General features: G+C 64.5%; 8 protein-coding genes and 1 pseudogene. 6 read left to right on the top strand and 3 right to left on the bottom strand.

Features of this window, described 5'->3' with window-relative positions; genetic code table 11:
* Positions 1-367: pseudogene (locus EJ068_RS01435) on the bottom strand (ADP-ribosylation/crystallin J1).
* A 213-nt stretch (positions 368-580) separates the two neighbouring features.
* Here EJ068_RS01435 and glmS point away from each other — a divergent pair.
* On the top strand, positions 581-2,404 hold the full coding sequence (gene glmS / locus EJ068_RS01430) for a glutamine--fructose-6-phosphate transaminase (isomerizing) (protein WP_129554447.1): 1,824 nt from the start codon (positions 581-583) through the stop codon (positions 2,402-2,404).
* A 109-nt stretch (positions 2,405-2,513) separates the two neighbouring features.
* On the top strand, positions 2,514-3,266 hold the full coding sequence (locus EJ068_RS01425; protein ID WP_127250159.1) for a DUF502 domain-containing protein: 753 nt from the start codon (positions 2,514-2,516) through the stop codon (positions 3,264-3,266).
* On the opposite strand, the gene recG is transcribed toward EJ068_RS01425, so the two are convergent.
* Complete coding sequence (gene recG, locus EJ068_RS01420; protein WP_127250179.1) at positions 3,218-5,326, bottom strand: ATP-dependent DNA helicase RecG; 2,109 nt, start codon at positions 5,324-5,326, stop codon at positions 3,218-3,220. The genes EJ068_RS01425 and recG overlap by 49 nt on opposite strands.
* 314 nt (positions 5,327-5,640) lie before the next feature.
* Here recG and EJ068_RS01410 point away from each other — a divergent pair, with 314 nt between their 5' ends.
* From EJ068_RS01410 to EJ068_RS01400, 3 genes are all read left to right on the top strand, one after another.
* Positions 5,641-5,928, top strand: coding sequence for a succinate dehydrogenase assembly factor 2 (locus tag EJ068_RS01410; RefSeq protein ID WP_127250160.1), 288 nt, complete (start codon positions 5,641-5,643; stop codon positions 5,926-5,928).
* Positions 5,929-5,941: 13 nt separating this feature from the next.
* On the top strand, positions 5,942-9,439 hold the full coding sequence (gene mfd, locus EJ068_RS01405) for a transcription-repair coupling factor (protein ID WP_127250161.1): 3,498 nt from the start codon (positions 5,942-5,944) through the stop codon (positions 9,437-9,439).
* 134 nt (positions 9,440-9,573) lie between these two features.
* Positions 9,574-10,947 carry a 3-deoxy-7-phosphoheptulonate synthase class II gene (locus tag EJ068_RS01400; RefSeq protein ID WP_126082404.1) on the top strand — a complete coding sequence of 458 codons (1,374 nt, stop codon included), beginning with the start codon at positions 9,574-9,576 and terminating at the stop codon, positions 10,945-10,947.
* 186 nt (positions 10,948-11,133) lie between these two features.
* Here the strand turns inward: EJ068_RS01400 and EJ068_RS01395 are convergent, their stop codons facing one another.
* On the bottom strand, positions 11,134-12,714 hold the full coding sequence (locus EJ068_RS01395) for a glycosyltransferase family 39 protein (RefSeq protein ID WP_127250162.1): 1,581 nt from the start codon (positions 12,712-12,714) through the stop codon (positions 11,134-11,136).
* Between the two features lie 198 nt (positions 12,715-12,912).
* Between EJ068_RS01395 and EJ068_RS01390 the strand changes: the two genes are divergently transcribed.
* On the top strand, positions 12,913-13,617 hold the full coding sequence (locus EJ068_RS01390) for a hypothetical protein (RefSeq protein ID WP_127250163.1): 705 nt from the start codon (positions 12,913-12,915) through the stop codon (positions 13,615-13,617).
* Positions 13,618-13,645 lie beyond the last annotated feature (28 nt).

Here is a 13,645-nt window from a genome sequence, read left to right as displayed (position 1 = left end):
TCAGGCGGTGCTCTCGGTGGTTTTGCCGAAGGCGGCCGTCACCTCGATCTTGCCGACGATCGCCTTGTTGAATTGAGGCAGGTCCTCGGCGGGTATCCAATATTCGAGATGCGCCTTGCTGCCGGCATGCTCGACCCTGTAGCCGCTAAGAAAGCTCTTCAGGACCTCAAAGCGGGTGACGAAACCGGAGCCGCTCGCCGGTACGTTCCAGTCGCGGGCGATCTGGACCGCATAGGCTTCGGTGAGCACGGGATAGAAGATCGGCTGATCGCAGGCGCGGCGGAAATTCGCGCATGCCCGAAGCCTTGATTAGTTCCAACTTCTTGGGTCCGATCGGACGCCAGAGTGTCGTGGTGGGTTCGCTCATGGCCCGACATTTAGCCAAATCTTGCCGAAAAGAGAACCAAATGCCTGAAAAGGCGAACAATTGGAGTAACTGGATTGCAAGCGCCGTCTGGCATGGTGCATGGAGCAAAAGACCGTTCCGCTGACATGGAACGAAACGCAAAGTGACTTTCGCGGCAGGCCGGCAACCCCTAGATAACGCCGGGTTTTCCGCTGGGAATCGGGGGCAAGCGCCATGTGCGGTATCGTTGGAATCGTCGGCCATTCGCAGGTCGCGCCGCTCATCGTCGACGCGCTGAAGCGGCTTGAATATCGCGGCTACGACTCGGCCGGTGTCGCCACCATCGAGAAGGGCGAGCTCGGACGCCGCCGCGCCGAAGGCAAGCTCATCAACCTCGAACGCCGGCTGAAGGACGAGCCGCTCGACGGCACAATCGGCATCGGCCACACGCGCTGGGCGACACACGGCGTACCCAACGAGACCAACGCGCATCCGCATTTTTCCAACGGCGTCGCCATCGTCCACAATGGCATCATCGAGAATTTCGCCGAGCTGCGCGACGAGCTCACCCGCGACGGCTACAGCTTCGCCTCGCAGACCGACACCGAGGTCGTGGCGCATCTGGTGGCGCGCGAGCTAGCCAAAGGGCTGAAGCCGGTGGAGGCTGCGCATGCGGCGCTTAAGCGGCTGTCCGGCGCCTTCGCGCTGGCGATCATGTTCCAGGGCGACGAGGACCTGATCGTCGGCGCCCGCAACGGTCCGCCTCTGGCCGTCGGCCATGGCGAGGGCGAGATGTTTTTGGGCTCGGACGCCATCGCGCTGGCGCCCTTCACCAACTCGATCACCTATCTGGAGGATGGCGACTGGGCGGTGGTTCGCCGCGAAGGCGTGACCATCTACGACATCGACGGCAACAAGGTCGACCGCAAGCGGCAGCAGTCGCTTTCGACCAGCTTCATGGTCGACAAGGGCAACCGCCGGCATTTCATGGAAAAGGAAATTCATGAGCAGCCGGAGGTGATCTCGCACACGCTGGCGCATTACGTCGATTTCATTTCCGGCCAGTCGAAGCCGCTCGACCTGCCGTTCGACTTCGCCAGGATCGGCCGGCTGGCGCTTTCGGCCTGCGGCACCGCCTATCTCGCCGGGCTGATCTCGAAATACTGGTTCGAGCGCTATGCGCGGCTGCCGGTCGACATCGATGTCGCTTCCGAGTTCCGCTACCGCGAGATGCCGCTTTCGGCCAATGACGCGGCCTTCTTCATCTCGCAGTCGGGCGAGACCGCCGACACGCTTGCCTCGCTGCGCTATTGCCGCCAGGCCGGCATGAAAATCGGCGCCGTCGTCAATGTGCGGGAATCGACCATGGCGCGCGAATCCGACGTCGTGCTGCCGACGCTTGCCGGCCCGGAGATCGGCGTCGCCTCGACCAAGGCGTTCACCTGCCAGTTGTCCGTCTTGGCCGCGCTGGCGGTGCGCGCGGGAGTGGCGCGCGGCACGATCTCGCCCGATCAGGAAAAGCAGCTGGTGCGCGAGCTTTCCGAAGCGCCGCGTTTCGCCACCCAGGTGCTGAAGCTCGACGAGCAGATCGAGCGCATCTCGCGCGAGCTGTCGCGCTACAAGGATGTGCTCTATCTCGGCCGTGACACCAATTTCCCGCTGGCCATGGAAGGGGCGCTGAAGCTCAAGGAAATTTCCTACATCCACGCCGAAGGCTATGCCGGCGGCGAGCTGAAGCACGGGCCGATCGCGCTGATCGACGAGAACATGCCGGTGATCGTCATCGCGCCGCATGACCGCATCTTCGAAAAGACCGTGTCGAACATGCAGGAAGTGGCGGCACGCGGCGGCAAGATCATCCTGATCACCGACGCCAAGGGCGCGGCGCAGGCCGGCATCAAGTCGATGGAGACGATCATTCTGCCCGAGGTGCCGGAGATCATTTCGCCGATCATCTACGCGCTGCCGATCCAGATGCTCGCCTATTTCACCGCCGTGTTCATTGGCACTGACGTCGACCAGCCGCGCAATCTGGCGAAATCGGTGACGGTGGAATAGCGTGGTTATGCGGCGTTCGCTCCGGCGTAGATTCTAAAAACTTCGCAGTTCCAAACCGGCTCGCGGTTCTCTAATCTCTGCGCTGCAACATGCGCCGCGGGTGAGCCCCATGTCCGACGCCCTGAAGACTTCTGGCATGACCCGGCTGAGGAATTATTTCCTGACGGGGTTCGTCGTCTGCGCGCCATTGGCGATCACGGCCTATATCGCCTGGTCGCTCATCGGCTGGGTCGATTCCTGGGTGAAGCCCTACATCCCGGCCCGCTACAATCCCGACACCTACCTGCCGTTCCCGGTTCCGGGCTTCGGGCTGATCGTGGCGCTGGTGCTGATCACGCTGATTGGTTTCCTGACCGCCAACATCGTCGGCCGCGCCATCGTCAATTTCGGCGAGCGGCTGCTGGGTCGCATGCCGCTGGTGCGCGGCATCTATGGCTCGCTGAAGCAGATTTTCGAGACCGTGCTGTCGAACAAGGGCGACATGTTCCGCCAGGTCGGCTTGGTCGAATATCCGCGCAAGGGAGTCTGGTCACTGGTTTTCGTCGCCAGCGAGAAGGAAACCGAGATCAACCAGAAGCTCGACCAGGAAGGCGATCCGCTGATCGCGGTGTTCATGCCCTGCACGCCCAACCCGACCACCGGTTTCCTGATGTATGTGCACAAATCCGAGATCGTGCTGCTCGACATGTCGATCGAGGACGGCGCCAAGCTGATCGTCTCGGCAGGCATGGTGGCCCCCGAAGTCAAGGCCAAGCTGGTGACGCTGAATGGCGAGCCCGTCGAGGGCGGCCTTGCCAATCCGTCACTTGGCGCTCAGCCGGCGCGCAGCAGCCGTACCGCCTCGTCGCGGCCGAACAGGTAAAGCAACAGGCGCAGCGCTTCGCCGCGTTCGGACTGCAGTTCCGGGTCGCGCGACAGGATCAGCCGCGCGTCATCGCGTGCCGCTTCCAGTAGGTCGGCGTGGAATTCGATCCGCGCGACCTGGAAGCCGGGCGTGCCGGACTGGCGGGTGCCGAGCAATTCGCCTTCACCGCGCAATTTCAGATCCTCTTCGGCGATCTTGAAGCCGTCCTGGGTCTCGCGCATCACCGAAAGCCGGCGCTTCGCGGTCTCTCCGAGCGGGTCCTTGTAGAGCAGCACGCAGGAGGACGGCTTGTCGCCGCGCCCGACGCGGCCGCGCAACTGGTGCAACTGGGCAAGGCCGAAGCGCTCGGCATGTTCGATGACCATGATGGTGGCGTCAGGCACGTCGACGCCGACTTCGATGACGGTGGTGGCGATCAGGATGCGTGTCTCACCGTCCTTGAAGGCGCGCATCGCTTCGTCTTTCTCCGCGCCCTTCATGCGGCCGTGCACGAGGCCGATCCGGTCGCCGAACAGCGGTTTCAGCGAAGCAAAGCGATCCTCCGCCGACATCAGTTTTATTTCCTCGGATTCCTCGACCAGGGGGCAGATCCAGTAGATTTTCTGCCCCTCCGCAACCGCGTCGCGCATGCGACCCACCAATTCGTCCAGCCGTTCCATCGGCAGGGTCACTGTGCGGATCGGTTGGCGCCCGGCGGGTTTCTCGGTGAGCTTCGAGACATCCATGTCGCCGAAGGCGGTCAGCACCAGCGTGCGCGGGATGGGTGTGGCCGTCATCACCAGCATGTCGGGCGCATCGCCCTTGGCAGTGATGGCCAGGCGCTGGTGGACGCCGAACCGATGCTGCTCGTCGATGACAGCGAGCACAAGGTCGTGGAACGTCACGGTCTCCTGGAACAGCGCGTGCGTGCCGACGACGATGTCGATCGCGCCGCTGGCAAGGCCTGCAAGCGTCTCGGTGCGCTCGCGGCCCTTCTCGCGCCCGGTGAGGATGGCGAGGCGCAAGCCGACTTTCTCGGCCAGCGGCGCGATGGTTGCCAGATGCTGGCGCGCCAAGATTTCGGTCGGCGCCATCAGCGCCGCCTGGCCGCCGGCCTCCACCGCGCGCGCCATGGCAAGCAGCGCCACCACCGTCTTGCCGGAGCCGACATCGCCCTGCAGGAGACGCAGCATGCGTTCGGGATCGGCAAGGTCGGCGTTGATCTCGCCGAGCGCGAATTCCTGGCTGGGGGTGAGCCTGTAGAGCAGGGCGGCGCGCAGCTTCTCGACGATGCGGTCATCGCCGATGAGCGGCCGGCCCGAGAGGCGGCGGATTCTGGCCCGCACCAACGCCAGCGACACCTGGCCGGCCAACAGCTCGTCATAGGCAAGGCGGCGCCAGGCGGATCCCTCGACGGCGACATCGATCGGGACGTTCGGGTGATGGATGCGGGAAAGCGCATCGCCGAAGGATGGAAAGGTGTGCCGACGCATGAAGGCGTCGTCCTGCCATTCCGGCAGTTCCGGCAGGCGCCCCAGCGCCTGTCCGATGGCGCGGCGCAGCACCTTGGCCGACAGGCCGGCGGTGAGCGGGTAGACCGGCTCGACCAGCGGCAGGCCCTCGGCCTCGTCGATTGGCGCGATGTGGTCCGGATGGACCATGGTCGGGCGGCCGTTGAACCATTCCATGCGGCCGGAGATCACCACACGCTCGCCTTCGGGAAGCATCTTCTGCAGATAGGCGGCATGGGCATGGAAGAAGGTCAGCGCGACCTCGCCGGTATCGTCATGCGCGTAGACGCGGTACGGCACCGACCTGTTGCCGCGCGGCGGCGGCTGATGGCGATCGACCCGCACTTCCAGCGTGACGATCTGGCCCTCGGCCGACAGCGCGATGCCGGGCCGGTTGCGGCGGTCGATCACGCTGTTGGGCAGCAAGAACAGAAGATCGGCAGCGCGCGCGGCGCGATCGCCGAGGTCGGCCGGCACCACCCTCTCGATCAGCAAGCCAACCTTCGGGCCGACGCCGGCGAGCGAGGTGATCGGGACAAACAACGGATCGAGGATGGTGGGGCGCATCAGCGCTGCGCCGGTTTGGAAGCTGGATAGGCCGAGTTCCTTCGCGCCCCCCTCTGTCCTGCCGGACATCTCCCCCACGAGGGGGGAGATTGGCAGCTTCGGCGCTGCGCCCATTCTGCAACGTTGAAGATTGGCGAAAGCGGAGGTGCCGGCTGATCTCCCCCCAAGTGGGGGAGATGTCCGGCAGGACAGCGGGGGGCGCGAAGGAATGCAATCATTTCAGGTTGATTGTCGGGTGTCTTACTTTGCCTTGCAAGGCTGACACCGGTCTCTATCCACGCTATATGCGCCGCTTCGAACAAGGATAGCCTGCCATGACCGGAACACAGCGATCAAGCGAGGGGTTGGATGCCCGCCGCCGCAAGCTGCTGTTCCGGTCATGGCATCGTGGCATGCGCGAGATGGACCTGATCCTCGGTTGCTTCGCCGACGCCGAGATCGGCGCCTTGACCGGCGATGAAATCGACCAATATGAGAGGCTTCTCGAAATTCCCGACACCGATTTCCTGCCGATGGTCACCGGCGAGCACCCGGTTCCGCCCGATGTCGATTGCGCGGTGCTGCGGAAAATCATGGCGTCGCGCCGGACCATGACATTTTGAAAAACGCCTATCCATGAGCCTCATTCCTTCCATCGGCCTGCCCAAGGGCCGCGCCGGCCAGTTCATCGTCGATGGCGTCGCCGACGGCTACGAAGCCTTCGCCCTGGTCCAGACGGCGCAGGAGATCGCGCCCGACAAGCCGGTGCTGTTCGTCGCGCGCGACGGCCAGCGGCTGCCGGCGATCATCGAAGCCCTCGCCTTTGCCGCGCCGGGCCTGCCGGTGCTGGAACTGCCGGCCTGGGACTGCCTGCCTTACGATCGCGTTTCGCCCGGCGCCGATGCCGCGGCGCGGCGGCTCGGCGCGCTTTCCGCCATGATCGCGCTGGCGAAGAAGCCGCATCGCGCCGTGATCCTCACCACCGCGAATGCCCTGTTGCAGCGTATCCCGCCGGCCGAATTGATCGAGGCGCAGACCTTTCACGCCAGGCCCGGCAACCAGATCGACATGAACGCGCTGATCGCGCGGCTGGAGATTTCGGGCTTCGAGCGCGTGCCGACGGTGCGCGGGCTCGGCGAATTCGCGGTTCGCGGCGGCATTCTCGACCTCTTCGCACCCGGCTGGAGCGAGGCGCTCAGGCTCGACTTCTTCGGCGATACGCTGGAATCGATCCGCGTCTTCGACGTGGCAACACAGCGCACCACCGGGCAGCGCAAGTCGATGTCGCTGCAGGCGATGAGCGAGGTGGCGCGGACGCCGGAGACGATCAGCCGCTTCCGCCGTTCCTATATCGAAGCTTTCGGCGCGCCGTCGCGCGACGACGCACTCTATGCGGCGGTGAGCGAAGGCCGGCGCTTTGCCGGCATGGAGCACTGGCTGCCCTTCTTCTATGAGCGGCTGGAGACCGTGTTCGACTATATGCCGGATGCGCCCGTGGTTTTCGACCATCTGGCGCATGAGGCGTTGGCCGAGCGGCACACGCTGATCCTCGACCATTACGAGGCGCGCCGGAAACAGGCCGACAGCGCGCTCAAGGACGCCGTGCCCTACAAGCCGGTGGCGCCGGACCTGCTTTACCTGTCGCCGGACAATCTCAAGGCTTCGCTCGGTCCGCGCGAAGATATCGACTTCACGGTGTTCGATGCCCCGGATGTCGGAGGCAAAAAGGTCTTCCATGCCGGCTCGCGGCACGGCCGCAGCTTCGCCGAGGAGCGCGCCGACCCGAATATCAACGTGTTCGACGTGGTGGTGAAGCACATTGCCGATGAGCGCGCCGCGCGTCGCCGTGTCATTGTCGCTGGCTGGACCGAAGGCTCGCTCGACCGGCTCGGCCAGATCCTGGCTGAACATCTTCTTGGCAATCTGAAGACCGTCGCGACGCTTGCCGAGGTCGAAAAGCTCGAGCCGGGGCAGGCGGGCCTTGCCGTGCTGCCGCTCGAATCCGGTTTCGAGACCGACGACATGGTAGTCGTCGCCGAGCAGGACATCCTCGGCGACAGGCTGATCCGGCGCTCGAAGCGCAAGAAGAAGGCTTCCGATTTCATCGCCGAAGCCTCGTCGCTGTCCGCCGGCGACATCGTCGTCCATGCCGATCACGGTATCGGCCGCTTCATCGGCCTGCGCACCATCGAAGCGGTCGGCGCGCCGCATGACTGTCTCGAAATCCACTATGCCGGCGACGACCGCCTGTTCCTGCCGGTCGAGAACATCGAGCTTCTGTCGCGCTACGGCTCGGATTCGGCCGAGGCGACGCTCGACAAGTTGGGTGGCGGCGCCTGGCAGGCGCGCAAGGCGCGGCTGAAGCGGCGCCTGCTCGACATGGCCGGGCAATTGATCCGCATCGCCGCCGAGCGGCAGATGCGGGCGGCGCCCGCCATGATACCGGCGGACGGGCTTTATGGCGAGTTCGCCGCGCGCTTCCCCTATGAGGAGACCGACGACCAGCAGACGGCGATCGATGCCGTCATGGACGATCTCGGCGCCGGCAAGCCGATGGACCGGCTGGTCTGCGGCGACGTCGGCTTCGGCAAGACGGAAGTGGCGCTGCGCGCCGCCTTCATCGCGGCGATGGAAGGGTTCCAGGTCGCGGTCGTCGTGCCGACGACGCTTTTATCGCGCCAGCATTTCAAGACCTTCTCGCAGCGTTTCTCCGGCCTGCCGATCCGCATCGCCCAGGCCTCGCGCCTGGTCGGCTCCAAGGAACTGGCCGAAACCAAGAAGGGCATTGCCGAGGGCACGATCGACATCGTCGTCGGCACGCATGCGCTGCTCGGCAGCTCGATCTCATTCAAGAATCTCGGACTTCTGATCATCGACGAGGAGCAGCATTTCGGCGTCAAGCACAAGGAGCGGCTAAAGGAGCTCAAGAACGACGTGCACGTGCTGACGCTTTCGGCGACGCCGATTCCGCGCACGCTGCAGCTGGCGCTGACCGGCGTGCGCGAGCTGTCGCTGATCGCCACGCCGCCGGTTGACCGCATGGCGGTGCGCACCTTCATCTCGCCCTTCGATCCGCTGGTCATCCGCGAGACGCTGCTGCGCGAGCGCTATCGCGGCGGCCATTCCTTCTATGTCGTGCCGCGCATCAGCGACCTGGCCGAAATCCATGATTTCCTGAAGGAATCCGTGCCGGAGCTGAAGGTGGCGGTGGCGCATGGCCAGATGCCGCCGGGCGAGCTCGACGACATCATGAACGCTTTCTATGACGGCCAGTACGATGTGCTCCTGTCGACCACCATCGTCGAATCCGGCCTCGACATCCCGACCGCCAACACGCTGATCATCCACCGCGCTGACATGTTCGGGTTGGCGCAGCTCTACCAGCTGCGCGGCCGTGTCGGCCGCTCGAAGGTGCGCGCCTACGCGCTGTTCACGCTGCCGGCCAACCGCAAGCTGACCGACACGGCCGAGCGCAGGCTGAAGGTGCTGCAGTCGCTCGACACGCTCGGCGCCGGCTTCCAGCTCGCCAGCCATGACCTCGACATCCGCGGCGCCGGCAATCTGCTCGGCGAAGAGCAGTCCGGTCACATCAAGGAGGTCGGCTTCGAGCTCTACCAGCAGATGCTGGAGGAGGCGGTGGCCGAGGTGAAGGACACCGGCGAAGTTCAGGACGGCGGCTGGTCGCCGCAGATCGCGGTCGGCACCGCGGTGATGATTCCGGAAAGCTATGTGCCGGACCTGCAACTGAGGATGGCGCTCTACCGCCGCCTCGGCGACCTCGAGACCACCGAGGAGATCGACGGTTTCGGCGCCGAGCTGATCGACCGTTTCGGGCCGCTGCCGCAAGAGGTGACGCATCTGTTGAAGATCGTCTTCATCAAGGCGCTCTGCCGCAAAGCCAATGTCGAGAAGCTCGATGCCGGCCCCAAGGGCGTGGTCATCCATTTCCGCAAGCGCGAGTTCCCCAATCCGGTCGGGCTGGTCAAGTTCATCGGCGAGCAGGGTTCGCTGGCCAAGATCAGGGCGGACCACAGCGTCGTCTTCATCCGCGACTGGCCGAATGCGGAGAAGCGGCTGGCAGGCTCGGCCGTGGTGATGACGCAGCTGGCGCGGCTCGTCGACAAGGCCGCGTAGCAGCATCGGGTCCATTCGCACCGCTGAAAAACCCGGCTAGAATAGGCAGTCGGCTTCGTGTAAGGAGCCGCGACCTCTGTTGGGGCGAAAATAGCGGGCAAGGGCGCTCGCCGAGAAGAGTATTGGGTGCAGCGATGACGAAATGGTCGCCTAATTCGTGGAGAGAGAAGCCGATCAAGCAGGTTCCGGCCTATCCGGATCTTGCCGCGCTGAAGGCGACGGAAGCCCAGCTCGCCACGTTCCCGCCGCTGGTTTTTGCCGGTGAGGCGCGCAAGCTGAAGAAGCAACTGGCGGCGGTCGCCGCCGGCGAAGCCTTCCTGCTCCAGGGCGGCGACTGCGCCGAGAGCTTTGCCGAGCATGGCGCCGACAACATCCGCGACTTCTTCCGCGTCTTCCTGCAGATGTCGGTGGTGCTCACCTTCGCCGGCGCGCAGCCGGTGGTGAAGGTCGGCCGCGTCGCCGGCCAGTTCGCCAAGCCGCGCTCCTCCGACAACGAGACCAAGGGCGGGGTGACATTGCCGAGCTACCGCGGCGACATCATCAACGGCATCGAGTTCGACGCCAGGTCGCGCATCCCGGATCCCGCGCGGCAGGAGATGGCCTACCGCCAGTCGGCCGCGACGCTCAACCTTCTGCGCGCCTTCGCGCAGGGCGGCTATGCCAGCCTGGAGAACGTGCATCGCTGGATGCTGGGCTTCGTCGCCGACAGCCCCCAGGGTGAGAAGTACGAATCGCTTGCCAACCGCATCACCGAGACGATGGAATTCATGCGCGCGGTCGGCATCACGTCGGAAACCAATTTCGCGCTGCGCGAGACCGATTTCTACACCAGTCACGAGGCACTGCTGCTCGGCTACGAGGAAGCGCTGACGCGCGTCGATTCCACCTCCGGCGACTGGTACGCGACCTCGGGCCACATGATCTGGATCGGCGATCGCACCCGCCAGCCCGACCATGCCCATGTCGAATATTGCCGCGGTATCAAGAACCCGCTTGGCCTGAAATGCGGACCTTCGCTGACGCCGGATGGTTTGCTGGAATTGATCGACCTGCTCAATCCCGAGAATGAGCCTGGACGGTTGACGCTGATTGCCCGCTTCGGCTCCGACAAGGTGGCCGAGCACCTGCCGAAGCTGGTGCGGGCGGTGAAGAAGGAAGGCCGCAGCGTCGTGTGGTCGTCCGATCCGATGCATGGCAACACCATCGAGGCGGCCGGCTACAAGACGCGGCCGTTCGACCGGATTCTCAAGGAAGTGCAGACCTTCTTCGAGGTGCATCGCGCCGAAGGCACGCATCCGGGCGGCATTCATGTCGAGATGACCGGCAAGAACGTCACCGAATGCACCGGCGGCGCCCGCGCCATCACGGCCGAAGACCTGCACGACCGCTATCATACCCATTGCGATCCGCGCCTTAACGCGGATCAGGCGATCGAGCTCGCCTTCCTGGTCTCGGATCTGCTCAAGAAGAGCCATCCGATCCAGCACAAGCAGGTTGCCAACGCCTGAGCAGCGCCCAGCGCTTGTTCATTGGAAGCGCCGGCGAAACCGGCGCCTTTTCAATTCAGGCGGGTGGATCAAGCCTAAAGCGCGTCGCGATCTTTCAGATTCGCTCCATACGCTTTAGGTTTTTGATTTCATGCATGTCTTTGTCCCGAAACCGGTTCCCACTTTCGGGAGACATGCTTTAGCCGGTCATTCCGGGTCGGGCGGCCCGGGCGGGTCTCCCGGGAAACTCGATCTGCCGGGTGGAATGACAGCGAAGTTGATCTCCAGGGGCGGCGCCCTGAGCGACCAGTCGAAGGACACCGTCTTGACCGGCAGGCCGTCGGTCCAGGCCAATTGCTGCGGCGTGAGTGGCCAGCCTTTCGGCCACACCAGCAGCATTCCCTGATCCCGCAGGCGCTGGTCGGTGATCCATGGTGCGAGGCGCCTGTCGAGAGCCGTGAAGATGGAAGGCTGGTCCGCGGCTTCCAGCCCGGCGAGCCGGGCCACGCCGTCTTCGCCGCCGACAATGCCCAACGGCCCGGGCACCGCCTCATGCCAGATCGCCTCGGCTGTCCGTGAAATCGATTGCGCCGGCCAGCACATCGGCTGCAGGCGACCGCGGACGTTGCAGCCGGTCCAGCGGGTGACGGCGTAGGCGCTCGATACGGCGACCACGCATAGCAGCGCCAGCACCGTCAACCGGCGCAATTCCGTCGCTCCCAGCCGGTGGCCCAGAAACGCGATCGCCAGGACGCCCACGAGATTGTACATCGTCGCGCCCCAGGACTCACCGGTGCCTGTGAACAGCGAGGCGATCATGATGAGGAGCGCTGGCCCCAGGCCCATCCATGCCAGGTAGATAATAGCGCGTCGCTCGGGAGCCGGCTGGGGCTGCAAGGGCTCCTGCGCGGGGCTTGCTCGCCGCCGCAGCAGGCCGGACAGAGCAAGAACGACGGGAACGGCGGAAAGCCCGGCAAGCTGAACGCCGATATAGTAAAGCCTGGCGCGGTGGGCGAGAACCCACTCGTTGCGGTGCGCGGCGTAGGTCAGCGGCAGGAAATCGAGTCGGAAAAGCTCGACCGCCAGCGGCGCCGCGATGCCAAGGAAAACCGCAAGGCCAAGCCACGGCCATTGGGTGGCGAGCCGGTTCCGGGCACGGCTATCGTATAAGAGCCAGATGCCGCCGAAAACCAGCAGCAAAGCCGTCGAGAACTTGGCGTAGAGTCCCAGGCCGGAGACGACGCCGAGGGCGAGCCACCAGCCGGGCCGTCCGTCGCGCGCGGCGCGCCACAACAGCCATGAGATGCCGGCCCAGAAAGGCATCTGTGCATAGTCGTGGTTGAATTGCGGGGTCGGCCAACCGAAGAAATAGATCGAGGGCATCAGCAACACCGCGGCGAGAGCGCGGGTCGACCCCATGATGTCGCGTGCGAGAAGATAGACCAGGATGAAAGTCGTCGAGATCAGCAGTTGCGAAAGCATATATTGCGGCCAGCGGAACGAGCCGGTCAGTAGATGGCTGATCTCAAGCAGCCAGCAGGGTAACTGCGGGTGTTTGTAGGTCAGCAGAACCCATTCGCGGCCCCACATGAACCCCTCGACGACGTCGTATGGCGGCCCAACGTTGACGAGCGCCGGCATGACGGTCCAGCAAGCGATCTGGGTGAGGCACAAAAGCGCCAGCAATCGCCATGGGTGCCGGATCAGTCCGTTCCAGATTGAAGGCGGATTGCCTTCCGCGGTGGCTGCCACCGGCCAAAGATGAACGGATTCGCTGGTTCTCGACATGCGGGCCTAAAACCACACCGGCGGATTTCTGAACAGTCCGATAGCAAAAGCTTACGAAAATGTATGCTGCCGCAACATTGTAAAACCAAGATTGCGATGGAACCCGTCGCCGGCGCTTCGGGCAGAACCGTGGCCGGCTGAATGTTGGTTGAGCCGGGCCTCCCAAGGCGCCGCGATTCTAGCCATACGGGTGTCTCCATGCGTCACCAGCACGCCGTCATCCATGATCGCGGGCTCGACTTCTGGTCGGCGCGCGCGGCGGTTCTCGTCGTCATCTGTCTTCAGCTTTTGGTCATCAACAACCTGTCCTTCGGTCCGCGCTGGCTAGCCCCGACGGTCGAGGCGGCACTGCTGGTGCCCCTGTCGATCGCGACGGCATGGACGCAGATGCAGACGCGCACGGCTGTCGACCACGAGCATTGGTACGCGATCGGCCGATTGCGCCTCTACATCCGCCGCACGGCATTGGTGATGACCGGCGTCATCAGCGTCATGAATTGCGGATCGCTGGTTTTCCTGGTGCGGGCGCTGCTGGAAGGGCATGCCGGCGCCGGCACGACGCTGCTCGTCGATGCCCTCAACATCTGGGTCACCAATGTGATCGTCTTTGCGCTGTGGTTCTGGAGCACGGACAGGGGCGGGCCGCCGACCTGTGGCCTGGTCAAGCGCGCGCAGGCCGACTTCCTGTTCCCGCAAATGACGCTGCCAGATCGCGAGATACAAGGCTGGCTGCCGGGGTTTGTGGACTATTTCTTCCTGGCTTTCACCAACGCCACCGCCTTCTCGCCGACCGACACCTTGCCGCTCACGCAGCGCGCAAAGCTCCTGATGATGGCCGAAGCGATGATCTCGCTCTTGACGATCGCGCTGGTGGCGGCGCGGGCGGTCAACATCCTGGCATAGCTAACTGCCGGCCCGTCCTGAACCTCGA

Origin of the sequence: Mesorhizobium sp. M2A.F.Ca.ET.043.02.1.1 (genome assembly GCF_003952405.1) — a bacterium.
In the GTDB taxonomy this organism is placed as follows: domain Bacteria; phylum Pseudomonadota; class Alphaproteobacteria; order Rhizobiales; family Rhizobiaceae; genus Mesorhizobium.
The sequence above is the reverse complement of the archived record's forward strand: the minus strand, read 5'-3'. Positions and strand labels throughout refer to the sequence as shown.

What these genes read in the sequence shown, in the direction of transcription:
- glmS (WP_129554447.1), top strand. Translation starts at nt 581, where the DNA reads ATGTGCGGTATCGTTGGAATCGTCGGCCATTCGCAGGTCGCGCCGCTC.
- EJ068_RS01425 (WP_127250159.1), top strand. Translation starts at nt 2,514, where the DNA reads ATGTCCGACGCCCTGAAGACTTCTGGCATGACCCGGCTGAGGAATTAT.
- recG (WP_127250179.1), bottom strand. Translation starts at nt 5,326, where the DNA reads ATGCGCCCCACCATCCTCGATCCGTTGTTTGTCCCGATCACCTCGCTC.
- EJ068_RS01410 (WP_127250160.1), top strand. Translation starts at nt 5,641, where the DNA reads ATGACCGGAACACAGCGATCAAGCGAGGGGTTGGATGCCCGCCGCCGC.
- mfd (WP_127250161.1), top strand. Translation starts at nt 5,942, where the DNA reads ATGAGCCTCATTCCTTCCATCGGCCTGCCCAAGGGCCGCGCCGGCCAG.
- EJ068_RS01400 (WP_126082404.1), top strand. Translation starts at nt 9,574, where the DNA reads ATGACGAAATGGTCGCCTAATTCGTGGAGAGAGAAGCCGATCAAGCAG.
- EJ068_RS01395 (WP_127250162.1), bottom strand. Translation starts at nt 12,714, where the DNA reads ATGTCGAGAACCAGCGAATCCGTTCATCTTTGGCCGGTGGCAGCCACC.
- EJ068_RS01390 (WP_127250163.1), top strand. Translation starts at nt 12,913, where the DNA reads ATGCGTCACCAGCACGCCGTCATCCATGATCGCGGGCTCGACTTCTGG.